The organism is Chryseobacterium lactis, assembly GCF_003815875.1.
GTDB classification, from domain to species: domain Bacteria; phylum Bacteroidota; class Bacteroidia; order Flavobacteriales; family Weeksellaceae; genus Chryseobacterium; species Chryseobacterium lactis.
The window spans coordinates 727,408-742,538 of record NZ_CP033924.1; the positions used below are offsets into that span (position 1 = coordinate 727,408).

At 35.8% G+C, this 15,131-nt stretch carries 14 protein-coding genes; 5 read left to right on the forward strand and 9 right to left on the reverse strand.

Annotated features, from left to right (window positions below):
- Positions 1-376: 376 nt before the first annotated feature.
- The 8 genes from guaB to EG342_RS03155 form a co-directional block, all read right to left on the reverse strand.
- Positions 377-1,837, reverse strand: coding sequence for an IMP dehydrogenase (guaB, locus tag EG342_RS03120; RefSeq protein WP_103291749.1), 1,461 nt, complete (start codon positions 1,835-1,837; stop codon positions 377-379).
- Positions 1,838-2,036: 199 nt separating this feature from the next.
- Positions 2,037-2,741, reverse strand: a complete 705-nt coding sequence (locus EG342_RS03125) for a hypothetical protein (protein WP_103291748.1) — start codon at positions 2,739-2,741, stop codon at positions 2,037-2,039.
- 29 nt (positions 2,742-2,770) lie between these two features.
- Positions 2,771-3,271: a DUF4252 domain-containing protein gene (locus EG342_RS03130; protein WP_103291747.1), complete on the reverse strand. Its 501-nt coding sequence runs from the start codon at positions 3,269-3,271 to the stop codon at positions 2,771-2,773.
- A 10-nt stretch (positions 3,272-3,281) separates the two neighbouring features.
- On the reverse strand, positions 3,282-4,562 hold the full coding sequence (locus EG342_RS03135) for a DUF4252 domain-containing protein (RefSeq protein ID WP_103291746.1): 1,281 nt from the start codon (positions 4,560-4,562) through the stop codon (positions 3,282-3,284).
- Positions 4,563-4,620: 58 nt separating this feature from the next.
- Positions 4,621-5,301, reverse strand: a complete 681-nt coding sequence (locus EG342_RS03140; RefSeq protein WP_185126897.1) for a hypothetical protein — start codon at positions 5,299-5,301, stop codon at positions 4,621-4,623.
- Complete coding sequence (locus EG342_RS03145; RefSeq protein WP_103291745.1) at positions 5,276-5,785, reverse strand: RNA polymerase sigma factor; 510 nt, start codon at positions 5,783-5,785, stop codon at positions 5,276-5,278. Before EG342_RS03145 ends, EG342_RS03140 begins: the two co-directional genes overlap by 26 nt.
- Positions 5,786-5,884: 99 nt before the next feature.
- Entirely contained in the window at positions 5,885-7,045 is a 1,161-nt protein-coding gene (locus EG342_RS03150) for a GlmU family protein (protein WP_103291744.1), read from the reverse strand.
- 424 nt (positions 7,046-7,469) lie between these two features.
- The gene (locus EG342_RS03155) at positions 7,470-7,721 is read right to left on the reverse strand and encodes a type B 50S ribosomal protein L31 (protein ID WP_002976190.1); all 252 of its coding nucleotides are present in this window, start codon (positions 7,719-7,721) and stop codon (positions 7,470-7,472) included.
- Between the two features lie 184 nt (positions 7,722-7,905).
- On the opposite strand from EG342_RS03155, the gene EG342_RS03160 reads away from it, so the two are divergent.
- From EG342_RS03160 to EG342_RS03180, 5 genes are all read left to right on the forward strand, one after another.
- On the forward strand, positions 7,906-9,315 hold the full coding sequence (locus EG342_RS03160) for a hypothetical protein (RefSeq protein WP_103291743.1): 1,410 nt from the start codon (positions 7,906-7,908) through the stop codon (positions 9,313-9,315).
- Positions 9,315-9,641 carry a nucleotide pyrophosphohydrolase gene (locus EG342_RS03165; RefSeq protein ID WP_034731670.1) on the forward strand — a complete coding sequence of 109 codons (327 nt, stop codon included), beginning with the start codon at positions 9,315-9,317 and terminating at the stop codon, positions 9,639-9,641. Before EG342_RS03160 ends, EG342_RS03165 begins: the two co-directional genes overlap by 1 nt.
- Before the next feature lie 74 nt (positions 9,642-9,715).
- Positions 9,716-10,936, forward strand: a complete 1,221-nt coding sequence (locus EG342_RS03170; protein WP_103291742.1) for a 3-phosphoshikimate 1-carboxyvinyltransferase — start codon at positions 9,716-9,718, stop codon at positions 10,934-10,936.
- 83 nt (positions 10,937-11,019) lie between these two features.
- A complete protein-coding gene (locus EG342_RS03175) occupies positions 11,020-11,700 on the forward strand; it encodes a hypothetical protein (protein ID WP_103291741.1) in 681 nt (226 codons plus the stop codon).
- Between the two features lie 218 nt (positions 11,701-11,918).
- Complete coding sequence (locus EG342_RS03180; protein WP_246008725.1) at positions 11,919-12,917, forward strand: phosphatidylinositol-specific phospholipase C; 999 nt, start codon at positions 11,919-11,921, stop codon at positions 12,915-12,917.
- A 377-nt stretch (positions 12,918-13,294) separates the two neighbouring features.
- On the opposite strand, the gene EG342_RS03185 is transcribed toward EG342_RS03180, so the two are convergent.
- A complete protein-coding gene (locus EG342_RS03185; protein WP_103291740.1) occupies positions 13,295-15,121 on the reverse strand; it encodes an alkaline phosphatase in 1,827 nt (608 codons plus the stop codon).
- Positions 15,122-15,131: the final 10 nt, after the last annotated feature.

Below are 15,131 nucleotides of genomic sequence, written 5' to 3' on the forward strand. Positions count from 1 at the left end.
AGTTTTCAAATATTTAATCTTATCAACCTATCATACTATTTATATGCACCATTATGCACTAAAAAATAAATAAGTATTAAAAATTTTAATACTTAGTCGAACAAATAACTTTTTTGTTACACTTTTTACTATGTTTTTTTAATATTAATTTAAAAATTTCTTTACAAAATATTCACAAAACATAGTATTTTAATCAGGTATTGAAAAATCACAAAACCTCAACCAGCTAAAAATCAGAGAACTATTACTTTTTCTCATAATAGCTCAAAACAATTCTAAAAATTTTAATTATTTTTTCCATATTTCCCTATTTGGACACTATAAATACAAAAGCCGCACAAATTTGTGCGGCTTTTGTATATTATTTATATATGATTTACAATGAATAATTCGGAGCTTCCTGTGTGATGATTACATCATGCGGATGCGATTCTTTCAACCCGCTTCCTGTGATCATAACCAATTTGGAATCGTTTTGTAAAGCTTCAATATCTTTAGCCCCACAATATCCCATACCTGCTCTTAAACCTCCTGTCAACTGGAAAATTACATCTTCCAATTTTCCTTTGTGAGGTACTCTTCCTTCAATTCCTTCCGGAACAAATTTCTTGGCTTCACTCTGAAAGTATCTTTCTTTACCTCCTCTCTTCATAGCAGAAAGACTGCCCATCCCTTGGTAAGACTTGAATTTTCTTCCCTGGAAGATAATCTCCTCACCCGGAGCCTCATCTGTTCCAGCTAAAAGAGATCCCAGCATTACTGCTCCTGCTCCACTTGCAATTGCTTTTACGATATCTCCTGAAAGCTTAATTCCACCATCAGCAATTACCGTTACATTTTGAGATTGAGCATACTCATATACGTTATAAATAGCAGATAATTGAGGAACTCCTACTCCGGCAACCACTCTGGTTGTACAGATAGAACCTGGCCCAACTCCTACTTTAAGAACGTTTGCTCCAGCTTTGATAAGATCTTTTGCAGCTTCAGCTGTTACAATATTTCCACCTACGATATCTAAGTCCGGATATGCTTTTCTGATTTCAGAAATTTTATCTAATACTCCTTTAGAGTGACCATGAGCAGAATCTATTGCCACAATATCAACACCGGCTTTTACCAATGCTTCAATTCTGTCTAAAGTATCCTCTCCAACTCCAACTCCGGCTCCTACGATAAGGCGTCCGTTCTGATCTTTGTTGGCATTAGGATATTCAAGTTGATTGTCGATATCTTTGATGGTAATTAAACCTACTAGCTTATTATCTTTATCAACGATCGGTAGTTTTTCTACTCTGTTTCTAAGAAGAATTTCTTTGGCTTTTTCAAGATTGGTATCTTTATCTGAGGTGATCAGGTTTTCTTTGGTCATGATCTCCTCTACTTTCATATCAAGATTCTCCTGATACTTTACATCTCTGTTGGTGATGATTCCGATCAAAACATTATCATTATCTACTACTGGTAAACCCGAGATTTTATATCTCGACATCAGATCTTTAGCCTGTGCTAAAGTATGATCTTTGGAAAGGGTTACCGGATCAGAGATCATTCCGTTTTCGGAACGTTTTACTCTGTTCACCTGTGCAGCCTGCTCAGCGATCGTCATGTTCTTGTGAATGAAACCTAAACCTCCCACTCTTGCCAGAGCGATTGCAAGATCTCCTTCAGTAACGGTGTCCATCGCAGCGGAAACTATCGGAACATTCAGCATGATTTTGTCGGTAAGTCTTGATTTTAATGAAACCTGGTTAGGTAAAACTTCTGAATAAGAAGGGACTAGAAGAACGTCATCGAAAGTGATGGCTGTCTCTACAATTTTGTTATGAATAGACATCTTTACTTTCTTTGCAAAATTAGGCTATTTTGATGACATATGAAAATCCTTTTTAATAGTTTACATAAAATTTAATAATCAATAAGTTAAATCAAAAAAACCGTTCTTTTTCAAGAACGGTCACTGTACAAAATAAATTTAGTTCTATTGAAACTACTTGTTTAAGGTTAATATATTGTGTTAATCAAATAAAAATCGGTTATTTCACCACATTCCCATTTTCATCTAAAGTTTCGACGTGGGTCTGATTATTTTTATCGACGTATAATTTTAATCTTACTTTTCCTTTGTTATCACGAATGAAAACACCTACATCTCCATTGGCAGTTTTTCCTGCAAAAAATCTTTCACTTCCAAGCTTACCTTCTTCCCTTAGTTTAGCATACGCCTTTTTTGTTATTGCAGGATCATTAAGCTTTTTAATAGAATCATCAAACCGAATAACAGCCTCTAGCGGAAAGTCGTCCGGGCGATCCCAAAGTTTTAAACCATAGACCCTGTTTTTCTCCTTCCCGGGTGATTCAAAATACTGCAGCTGCATAATCTGATCCGTTTTTCTTTGATCTACGGAGTATACCATTCCTGATCCTTTTTCATTGGCATCATACACCAGTCCTCCACATTCGTCTCCCAATGAATTAAAGAAAATAAGTCCTGCTTCTCTGTCTCGTGGCTTCATACTTTTATGATTCGACATTCCGGGATGCTGACGCTCTTTATTACTGATTACCATCTTCAGGGTGCCATCTTTTTCAACGATATTGATCCGTTCTACATCTATTTCTTTAAATCGCTCATTAGATGATTGATTTTTAAAAGCCAGAATAGAGAATAATATACATACAATGGTAAGTGAAAAAGCATAGATTTTAAGAATGCGTACTTCTTTGATTAGTTTTTCCATGTTAAGTTAAGTTTTTGCCCTAAAGATAATTACTTATCTGAAACGGCGCTGATCATTCTGGAAATGTCATCAGCTGTAAAACTCCCTTTTACATCTACAAAAACCAATTCTTTATCTGAGTTCACGGTAATTAGCATATTTTTGATAGCATCACCGGTTTGTTTCACTCTTACGTTTACATTATCTCCGTCATGCTTTATGGTTGCCCAGTCTTCATAATGATTGTCATTTAAATATCGGGCATAGTCTTTAAGCATTTCTTTACTTCCATTCTCTACGGTAAGAACTTTGATTTTGGAAATTTTCTTTACGAGATTGATTAACTCTTCACTTTCTCCATCTTCTTTCAGTGCCTTCTTTATGTAAGGCTTAGCCAAAAGCATCGGCACATTAAAGCTTGTAAATTTTGCTCCTTTGAAATCGTACCCTGAATTTGAAAAGAAATCCATATTTGGTTTTTTTGAAACGACGCAGGATTCAAGTGCGCCAATCATCAGAATAACAAGGAAAATGTTTTTAAAAATTTTCATAGTCAGTTTTTTAATCCATTGGTCTTAAACTTCCTCCTGATGTTTTGCTGATATTGGATTCTATTTCCGGTCTTCCTTTATATTTTACCAATCCTCCAGAAGATGCTCTTACTTTTAATTTTCCGGATACATTTACAGAAAGATTTCCTCCTGATGTAGCTTCTGTTTCCAGATAAGTAAGTTTTAAATCATCTGCTTTACAAACTGCCCCGCTGCTGATATCAATGGTTCCGGATTCGGCACTTCCATTTAAGCTTGTATTGGATCCGCTTGAACTTTTAACGGCAATATTTCCGGTTGTAATTCCTGCTCTGACATTGGATCCTGAAGAAGCAGAAATATCTGTCGCTCCCGAGATTTTAAAATCACCTGTCACGTTAGCTCCTGATGAAGCATCAATTCTCATATTATTCTCCTGAATGGAGTTGACCACTGTAAAGTTTGATCCCGATGAGACATCAATACTGCTCATTCTCGGAGAGGAAACATTTACACTCATATTTTTAAATCTCAAATTCCTAACACCTTTATTATCAATATAAATCTTCAACACTCCATTTTCTACTTTGGTAATGATATATTGTAGTTTATCCGAATCAGCAATCACTTTTACACTCGTTGGCTTTTCCTGCTTGAACACTACATTAACTCCCGTACTCACCTGAATTCCGGAGAAATCACCGACATTTCTTGCTTCACCATTCAAATAGGAAGGGTTACTTTCTGAAGTAAGGGTATTTCTTGTATTGGAAATCGGATTTTTCTTCGTTTCGCTGGAGCTGATGATTTTACTGACGTCATCCATGGATAGTTTACCGTCAAGCATTACAAAAATGCTTTCTCCACCTCCTCCATCAATGCTCAACAGCAAATCATCAAGGATACCATTTTTCGCTTCGGCAGAAAGGAACTTTATTTTTGCTCCGGAGTTATTTACAGACATGATTTCACTATAATTCAGATTCTTCAGATAGGAGGAAATATCTCTGCTTAACTGAGAAAGGTTATTCTGAACCCTGCGTCCATCGGAGGTATTCGATTTTTCAGGATTTTCTGTAATCAAAATCTTTAATCCGTTGATTTTTGACAACAAAGGTTTGATCTGATCAAGCTGAGAATCATCGATGTTCAAACTGCTGAGCATCCCAAACATAGGCTTGGCAATTTTAATAGAAGTAACGCCTTCTACCTCCTGATATTTGTCAAAAAGCTGGTCGAATTTATCTCTTTGCCCATATACATTAAAGAAATGAGAAAAAGCAAGTGCGAATATTATGAATAGTTTTTTCATGAGTCAATTTTATTTTTTAAGTTAATGATTATGCCACTTCAGATTTGTATCTTTTCGGCTAATAATCATCGTCTACCACTTTAGGTTGTACCAATTTTTCACTAACGTTATTTGCAAATATCTGGAATGAATACTTAGTCACATTGATGGCTTCGTCTACATTATCGATTCTCTTGCCATTAACAATAACATAAGAATTTTCATATCCTGTAGAGTCTTTCAAAGCTTTATTTTTAAAAGAAGAATTGTCAACAAATCTTGGCTTTCTTTCTTTTTTAAGTCTTCCTCTTTTGGGTAGAATTTCATCCAACGCATCTTTTTCAGCCACATGATTTTCCTGAAGGATTGAATCTTTCTTTGCTCCTGAAATAGAGTCGGTATGATTAACGGCTACCTGTCCCTGGTGATCATTATTTTCTTCAATGAAATCTGATTTTTGTCTCAACACTTCATTTTTCACCAAATTCTCTTTATCAAAAGCTCCTACATTTGTATTGGAATCATGATTATAAAAGAAGAATCCGATACTGAAAAGCAGCAGTATACTTGCAGCCATCCAGAACCATTTAGGAAAAGAGGGCTTATTTTTTTCTGCTAATGGAATAACAGGAGCAGCATTTTGTTCAGTTTCCTGACTTTCTGTCTTTTGAAGAAAATCTTCAAAGCTCCAATCCATTTTCTCTTCCTTTATATCCCGGAAGATTTCGTCGTATTTATCTTGTAATTGATCTTTTTTCATAGCTCATCAGTTGTGAGATTTGTTCTTTTACTTTTTGTCTTGCCCGCATAAGGTTTACCCTTACTGCATTTTCCTCCATTTCCAGCATTTCAGAAATTTCGGAAACATCGTACTCTTCTACATCTTTCAAATGGATGACCATTTTTTGTTTTTCCGGAAGCTGATTGATAAATCCCATGATATAATCTTTAAGGTTATCGACTTCCATACTATAAAGCTCCGATCGGTGAAGCTGCATATCTGCAAAACCTATCTTTACATCGTGGTGCTTCAACCGGTTCAGACATTCGTTCCTGACGGATTTGAGCGCATAGGATTTGAAATTTCCAAATTGCTCCAGTTCATCCCTTTTCTGCCAGAACTTCATCATCAGATCCTGCACCACATCTTCAGCCTCATCACTGCTCATGACGAATCTTTTCGCAAAACGATACATCTCGTCTTTGAGAATAAACACCGTATTCTTAAAAGTTTCTTGGGTCATGAGTTTTGTTTCTTATAGGTAAGACAACTGCTGTTTCAAATCTATTACATCAAAAATAAAAAAACTTCAAAAAAATTTGAAGTTTTTTTATAAATGGTATTAATACGTATCAAAAATATGTTTCAGAATAGCCTTGTCTTCCTCTGTTAAAGGCACTTTTCGTCTGGCCATTGCTCTTTCTGCTACTTCATATACTTTATCTAATCTGAATCTTTCATCATCTTTTAATCCGCCCCATGAGAAGTTTTCTATAAGGTTTGGTGGGAAACCTGCTTTAAAGATATTGGAAGCAACACCTATTACGGTTCCGGTATTCAATTGCGTATTAATGGCTGTTTTGGAATGATCTCCCATAATAAGACCTGCAAACTGTAATCCTGTATCTTCAAAAGCTTTGGTTCTGTAATTCCAGAATTTTACATTTCCATAATTATTTTTCATATTGGAAGAATTGCTGTCTGCCCCGAAGTTGCACCATTCACCAATGACAGAGTTTCCTACGAAACCTTCATGCCCTTTGCTGGAGTATCCGAAAATGATAATGTTATTCACTTCACCTCCAACTTTACAATGTGGGCCAACAGTAGTCGCTCCGTATATTTTAGCACCCAGGTTAAATTTAGAATCATCACACAGCGCAATAGGTCCGCGAAGATGACAACCTTCCATAATCTCGGTATTTTTACCGATATATATTTTCCCTGTTTTAGTATTAATAGTTGAAAATTCGATGGAAGCTCCTTCTTCAATGAAAAGATCTTTTTTATCGCCTAAAAAACCGTTGGTGGAAGATAATTCCTGTGAGGCTCTTCCTTTGGTAAGTAAATCAAAATCAAAATTAATCGCGTGGTGATTATAGGTAAATAAATCTTTCGGTCTTTTAAAGAATATCAGTTCTTCTTTAATATCAGTCATTTTTTCGATCTGATGTAAAGAAAACCCTTTCATATTAATTTTTGCAGCAATCAGTTCGTCTTCATAAACCAGTGCTTCTCCTTGTTTAAGATCCTTAATCTGCTGAATTACAGTTTCAGTCGGGATGAAGTTTGGAACAAGAAAAAGGCTTTCTGTTTCTTCCGGACTTTTAAATTTATCCTGAAGGTACATTTCCGTAAAATAAGACACCTCGGTATTTTCCAGGATCTTTTGCCATCTCTCGGAGAATGTAAGGATTCCGCATCGCATGGCCGCAACCGGACGGGTAAAGGTAAGCGGAAGAAAATCTTCCCAATATTGTGCGTCTGAAAATACTAATTGCATTTTTTAGAAATTAAGATTAGAGGTTAAAAATCAGAGACCAAAAAATTAATCGTGGTTTCCGGATTCTATCTAAAACAAAAATACGAAAAGATGTGAAAAGTATGAACTGAAGATTGGGGATTGTTAAGATGAAGGGAGAAAGACGAAAAGATAATAGACGGAAAGCTTCTTTCTCTGAACACAAAATATATAGCCACTCTGAATGTGCTTATTTTTATGACTGCAATAAGTTTCGGCTAAAGCCAATAGAAATTTTCTTCATTATTAAACGGGCTAAAGCCCGTTACTATTGAATATCATCTCCTTCAAAAATTGGAATTTTATATAACTGTCTGCATTAGCTCTTAATGTGAGACTCCTGGTTCAGCGCACAAAAAAAGTCTCCCAAAACTGGAAGACTTTAATATTTTTGATAATCAAAAAATTACTTAGCGAATTTTTTGTATTTGTTCATGAACTTATCAACTCTACCTGCAGTGTCAACTAATTTCACTTTACCAGTGTAGAAAGGGTGAGAGGTTGAAGAGATTTCCATTTTAATTAATGGGTACTCTTGTCCTTCGTACTCGATAGTATCTTTTGTTTCTGCAGTAGACTTGCAAAGAAACACCTCGTCGTTACTCATATCTTTGAAAACAACAAGTCTATAATTTTCTGGGTGAATTCCGTTTTTCATAATACAATTTTTAAAAAAATTAAAGTTTGCTTTCGAAATAGTAATGGATATTTCTCTGCTAATTTTAGGTTGCAAAAGTACAACAATTTTTCTAATTTCCAAATACTGAATTCAATATTTTTTTAATGATAAGAAATTCAAAGTATTTTCGTTAAATTTGGAACCTACTTAAACTTTAATTTCGATGAAATTCAAATTATTACTGGCTTTTTGTTTCTGGATGTTACTTGTAACGGTATCTTGTAATAAGGATGATATTACGTTTGATGCTCCTTCACAGGAATTAAGATTTTCAAAAGATACGGTATTCTGTGATACGGTATATCATCAGGTACGTTCAGAAACCTACGTTGTAAAAGTATATAATAATGAGGATAAAGATATTCTGATTCCGAGAGTAAATCTTGAAAAGGGAGCTGCATCCTTATATAGAATCAATGTAGACGGAAAACCGGGATATGATTTTAAAGATGTTCCTTTAAGAAAGAAAGACAGCCTTTTTATTTTTGTTGAAATTTCTCCTCAGGCAACAGGACCTGAAGCGATTGCTGAAGACAGGGTTGTTTTCACAGGGCCTACGGGACAACAACACGTCACATTATTTTCTGTAGTGCAGGATGCTGAATTTTTTATTCAGACACCTACCAATCCAAATGTTATTTCCAATTCTACAACCTGGAGTAATAATAAGGCCAAGATTATCTACGGAAATCTTACCATTAACCCAAGTGTAACGTTAGACATCCAACCTGGAACAAAAGTATATTTTCATAAAAACAGTGGGATGAAAGTCGCTTCCGGAGGTGTTTTAAATATCAACGGAACGCAGGATCAGCAGGTCATTCTTCGTGGTGACAGAAATGATACGGCTTATGATACCATTCCCAAAAACTGGAATTCTATCAAGATGGAAGCGAATTCTATTCTTAATATGAACCATGCAAGACTTTTCGGGGGAACAAGAGGACTGGAAATGAAGCAGACTACAGCAACGATCACCAACTCATTCATCCATACCTTTTTTGAATATGGAATTTATGCCGTAGGATCTACCGTTAATGCTAATAATTTAGTCATGAACAATTGTGGATTATCTTGTATCGGAATCTTCAGAGGTGGAAATCACAATTATACTCATGCTACGATTGCCAACTATTCTAAATCGATGGGTTCATTTGACAGAGAAGGAATTTTTGCCACCAACGAATGGAAAAATGATGCGGGCCAAGTAGAACAAGGCGCTTTACAACAGCTTAATATAAGGAATAGTATTGTTTATTCTGACAGAGATAATTCCGTTCACGTTGAACCGACTTCAGGGCAGCAATTTGAATTTTTACTGCAAAACTGTCTGGTCAAATATTCAGGAAAATCGGAATCAGGCTATACTTTTGATAACAGCCCTAATGTGATACAGAGTATAAAAAATGAAGATCCGCAATTTGTCAATTATTTTATGGCTAAAATGAATCTAAGGGTGAAGTCAACTTCTCCGGCAAGAGGAAAAGGAAATGTTGGGATAGCAGGAACTGTACCTGTTGATATTGTTAATGTATCCAGAACGACTAACCCTACTCTAGGAGCTTATCAATAATGGAAATTACTCAATTACAACAGCAGGTGGACGAGTGGATTAAAACCATCGGTGTACGATATTTTAATGAACTCACCAATATGGCGATGCTGACAGAAGAAGTTGGCGAAGTTGCCAGAATTATTGCCAGAAGATATGGTGAACAGAGTGAAAAAGAAAGTGATAAAAGCAAAGATTTAGGTGAAGAACTGGCTGATGTACTTTTCGTGACATTATGCCTGGCCAATCAAACCGGAGTGAATCTACAAGAAGCTTTTGACAAGAAAATGAAGATAAAAACTGATCGCGATAAGGAACGCCATCAGAATAATGAAAAACTTAAATAATTATCAATGATGAGTTATGAATGATTCATAAATTTTTAACTCATCATTTTTTTAATATAATGAAGTAAACCACAATGAAGCTAGAAAAATCAACATTGATAGGAAATAAAACAGTACAGATCAGCGGTTCGAAGAGTATTTCGAATCGTTTATTGATTTTGGAAAGCCTGTTTAGCAATATAAAAATCGGGAATTTGTCTAATTCTCAGGATACGCAATTACTGAAAAAAGCATTATCTGAAAACACAGAAACGGTAGATATTCATCATGCAGGAACGGCGATGCGCTTTCTAACCTCCTTCTATTCTATCAAGGAAGGGAAAACAACCATTCTTACCGGGTCTAAAAGAATGAAGGAAAGACCTATTAAAAATCTGGTGAATGCATTGAGAGATCTTGGGGTAGACATAGAATATCTGGAAAATGAAGGATTTCCACCTTTAAAAATTATCGGCAAAAAGATCACTCAGACTTCGGTCAATGTGCCGGCAAATATCTCAAGCCAGTTTATCACCTCTCTCCTTCTCATTGCAGGGAAACTTGAAAACGGCCTGGAGATCCATCTTGTGGGTGAAGTGACTTCAAGATCGTACATCGAGATGACCCTTGATATTTTAACAAAATTCGGAATCAAAAACAGTTTTGAAGGCAATACCATTAAAGTAGAACCTTTCCATCCTGATCATCAATCTTCAACAGTATCTTATGAAGTAGAAAGTGACTGGAGCTCTGCCTCGTACTTCTATTCGATCTGCGCATTGGGAAGAGAAACCATTTATCTGAAAAGCTTTTACAAAGAATCTACACAGGGAGATTCTGCGATCGCCAAAATTTATGAAGATTTCTTCGGAATTACGACAACCTTCTCTGAGGAGGAACATAAAATCACCTTGGAACCTCAACAGGATTTTTCATTCCCGGAGAAAATCATTCTGGATATGAACAACTGCCCCGATATTGCACAAACACTTTGTGTAACGGCGGCGGCTTTGAAGATACCTTTCGAAATTTCAGGATTGGGAACGTTGAGAGTGAAGGAAACCGACAGACTACTGGCTTTATATAATGAACTGAAAAAGCTCGGCACTGAAACGGAGATTACAGATTTAACGATCAAATCAATTGGTTTCGGAGAACCGGAAGACAATATCTCTATCAAGACGTATCAGGATCACAGAATGGCCATGAGTTTTGCTCCTTTCTGCCTGATCAAAGAGCTCAACATTGAAGAGGAAGATGTTGTTGAGAAGTCTTATCCTATGTTCTGGGTAGATCTTGCCAGCGTAACAAATTAATTTAAAAATTTTAAAATGTGGTAATTTGAAAACAGGTCGATGATCTTCTATTCAATTACCACATTTTTTTATATCCATACTTCATGAAGATTTTTCTTTCTTTTCTGACGCTATTATTTTTCACAAGCTTTTATGCTCAAAGTCTGAAAGATTTTTCAGCACCGAAAGGATATACAAAGATTGCGGAAGTAAAAGGAGATCTGGATAAAGACGGCCAGAATGAAATTATTATTGCATTTGATACCGATACAAAGGCTTCAGAGATGGAGGACTATTCAGGAAGAAAAGATGTACAGAGAATTTTTTACATCCTGAAAAATGAAAACAATCATCTTAAGATTTGGAAAACGAATTCCACCTTTCTTTTATCAAGTGGAATCGGCTTTTATCCTGAAAATAATATTCTTGAATTTTCTATTAAAAACAATTGTCTGATTGTTGTACAACAGTTTTCTACCAATTCAAGGCATACACAAGGGTATACCCATACTTTCAGATTCCAGAATGATGATTTTTATTTAATAGGTTCTCAGGATACGTTTGAAGATACCTGTGAATTTAATTTCATGAATGTTATCAATTTTTCGACCGGGAAAGTAGTCGTTGACAGAGAATATTCATCTTGTGATGAGGATTCTAAAGTACCTCCCAATTACCATAAAGAGTTTATCCACAAATTACCAACATTGGTGAAAATGAATGATTTTAAAATCGGGGAACATAAGTTTAAAATTCCCGGTTCAAAAGAAGATTTTGTTTTTTAAGCAGAGAACCGCAGGCTGGGAATACTACTCAACAGTTTGTTTTATAACTCTGGATATTGATTTAAAACATTGAAGCCTTTTTTGATCTCAAGAACTTCCCTTTTCTGACTTCTTCCTTTCTATTCTCAACAACTTAATCATCTCTTAAAGTTAAATTAACTCCTGCACGTTTGATATATTCTTATTTTTAGGTTACACTAAAAATATAAAAAAAAACTATGTTCAAATCCAACATGAGGCGTTTAACGACCATCACTCTAGGTATTGCTACGGCAAGTCTATTCTTCTCCTGCTCAAATGACAGTATTATCGAAAGAGATTCTAACGAGACATCCATGGCTTCTTTAAGAAATGTTAATGCGAAAGCTTCTTTAGTTCCTTTTGAATTGAACAGCTGGATGGCCGGTCTTCAGGATAATATTTCCATTTCAAAAATTTCAATTCCGGGAACGCATGATTCCGGAGCGCGTATTGATGCCCCTGTAGTATCAGGTACTGCGAAAACTCAAAACCTCAGCATTGCTGAACAGCTTAACGCCGGTGTTCGCTTTCTGGACATCCGTTGCAGACATATTGATAATTCTTTCACCATTCATCATGGAGCCATTTACCAAAATTTAAATTTCGATGATGTTCTTACGGCATGTTATGCTTTTTTGAATAGCCATCCGTCAGAAACGATTATCATGTCTGTAAAGGAAGAACATGACCCTTCGAATAACACCAGAAGTTTTGAACAGACTTTTGATTCGTATGTTCAGAAAAATTCTTCCAAATGGGATTTGGGAACTACCATTCCTTCATTGGGCGATGTAAGAGGAAAAATCAAATTATTGAGAAGGTTCTCTACAGGAACTGCAAAAGGAATCAATGCGACTTCATGGGCAGATAATACAACTTTTGAAATCAATAATCCGGGAGCAGCATTAAAGGTTCAGGATTATTATAAAGTAACAAATAATGATGATAAGTGGAACGGAATTTCAGGTTTGCTTAATGATGCTAAAAATGACAGCAATAACAAACTTTTCATCAATTTTACCAGTGGATACAAGCCGGGAATCTTTGGAATCCCAAGTATTCCTACCGTTTCCAACAATATTAATCCAAGACTTAAAACTTTCTTTCAGAATAACACCAAGGGATCTTTTGGGGTAATGCCAATTGATTTTGTAAATGCAGAATTATCTGAACTGATTGTAAAGACCAATTTCTAAGTTAATTAGTTGCTAGATATTTTCAAAAATAGGCTGCCTCACTTTTGAGACAGCCTATTTTATTGGCAATCCGGTTGATTAAGTCATTTATTTCTTCCAAATAAAGAAGATTACGCAGATTGTTCAGCGTTAAAAAAGTATACTAATTTTGTTGGAATATCGCTAAGACGCTAAGAATAAAAAAACTGTGCTGTTTTCAAGGCGCAAGAAAATCCAAGATTTTCATTAAACTTAAGTGTACTTTCTATATACAAAGTTTCGACTTAAAAAACTTAAGTGTTTAAAAATCTAAGGCTCTTATGGTTACAACAAAATAAAAGTGTAGCTCTTAGTTTAAGGGCTACACTTTTTAAATCAAATTAAAATGACTTCAGAAATTATTTCTCAATACCGTAAGCGGCTAATATTTTGTTGAAGATCTCTGTGTTTTCAAATAGCCCCGTAAATTCTTTAGAGTTTGGGCCGTAAGTAAAAACACTGGATGGGATTGAGGTATGGTCATTCGTACTGAAATTTCCAAATATCCAGCCCTCTTTAAGGCTTCCGTCCAAAAGCGTTAAGCCTCCGGTTTCATGATCTCCTACAACAATCACCAGGGTTTCTTTATTTTCATCGGCAAACTTCATTGCTTTTCCTACAACGTGATCAAAATCCAATAATTCGGTAACTAATTGTTCAATATTGTTGCTGTGTCCGCCACCATCTGTCTGGGAAGCTTCAATCATCATAAAAAACCCTTTTTTGTTAGATTTAAGATCATTCAGGGTAAGATCAAAAGCATCAGCTAACCAGTTTCCTCTTCCGTTGCTTATTCTCTGAGAAGCCAATGGATCAATGATCAGGGAACGATTGTCTATTTTTCCTACAGATTTGAGATCATGATAGATGTTGACTTTTGCTTCTTTAAGCTTTTGTTCGGCTTCCTGAGTCAGTCCGCTGGTAGGACCTCCGATCAGAATTTTTGTTTTGGAAGTGGCAAAATCTTTAAGAATTGGTTCTGAGCTGTTTCTGTTGTCTGAGTGTGCATAAAAATCTGCAGGAGTGGCATCCGTAAGATCTCCGGTTGAAATCAACCCTGAAACCATTCCTTTAGCAGCAATAATATCGGGAATTTGTGCTAAGGCCTTCCCTGAATTATCCACTCCAACAAATGTATTTTTTGTTTTCACTCCTGTTGCAAATGCCGTAGATCCCGGTGCCGAGTCTGTAATATAAGCATTGGATGAATTGGTCTTGGATAGCCCGGTCGCTTTCATATTGAAAACATTAAGCTTTCCCTTATTTGCAGTGAAAGCAGCATAATACTGTGGTAAAGAAGTTCCGTCCGGAATCAGGAGGATTACATTTTTCACTTTCTTATTAACTCCATCCGTTTTATAAGTCGGAGTATAGGTGATATATTCCTTTGTATTTTTATAGAAATTCTTTGGAATCGAATTCATAAATTTTTTAAGATCCGGAATATGATCGGTATTGATGTAATCTACCCCCATATCCATCAGATTTACCCATGCATTGGGAAAATCCGGAGCTCCGTAAAAACGCATCGGCTTTTGTTGAGCATGTGCTTTGTCTACGGCTGCTTTTATTTTACCGGTTTCCTCATCTCTCGGAATTCCTTTTCCGTTCCATTTTACCAATCCGGGTAAATCGGCACTGAACATTCCGATTCTTTTCAACTGGTCAGCAGTATAATTTTTATCAGAATCTCCGTCGAAATAAAGGTAGTTCGGATAATTTTTAAATTCTGTCGGCTGAGGTCTTCCTCCCGTAATCACAATTTTTATTCCTGAATTTCCGGTAATCTCAGGATACTTTTTTAAAGTGGCAACCAATGCAGCCAGAGATGTTTTATAATCCTGTTTAATATCGATCAAAAGCTGGAGTTTTTTAGCAGCATCCGGATAAATACTTCCTTTGTTCAGTTTAATCTGCTTTGATATATTATCCAGATAAAGATTTTCCAATGTTCTGTCCGGCGAAAGTTCCTTTTCAGTGTGAGCAACCCAAAGTTTCCCTTTTACAAGAAAAACATCAGCCTCAATAGAACCGAAATTAGCATAATAGGCCTGCCAGAAAGGAATTTCCTGCATGTAGTCATTGTGAGAATGTGCATTTCCCACATTGTAATTCAAATAATTCTGTGCCTGATTTTCAGTAAAAACAGCAATAGCCAGTATTGCCAATATTTTTGATAGTCTCATTCGTTTATTT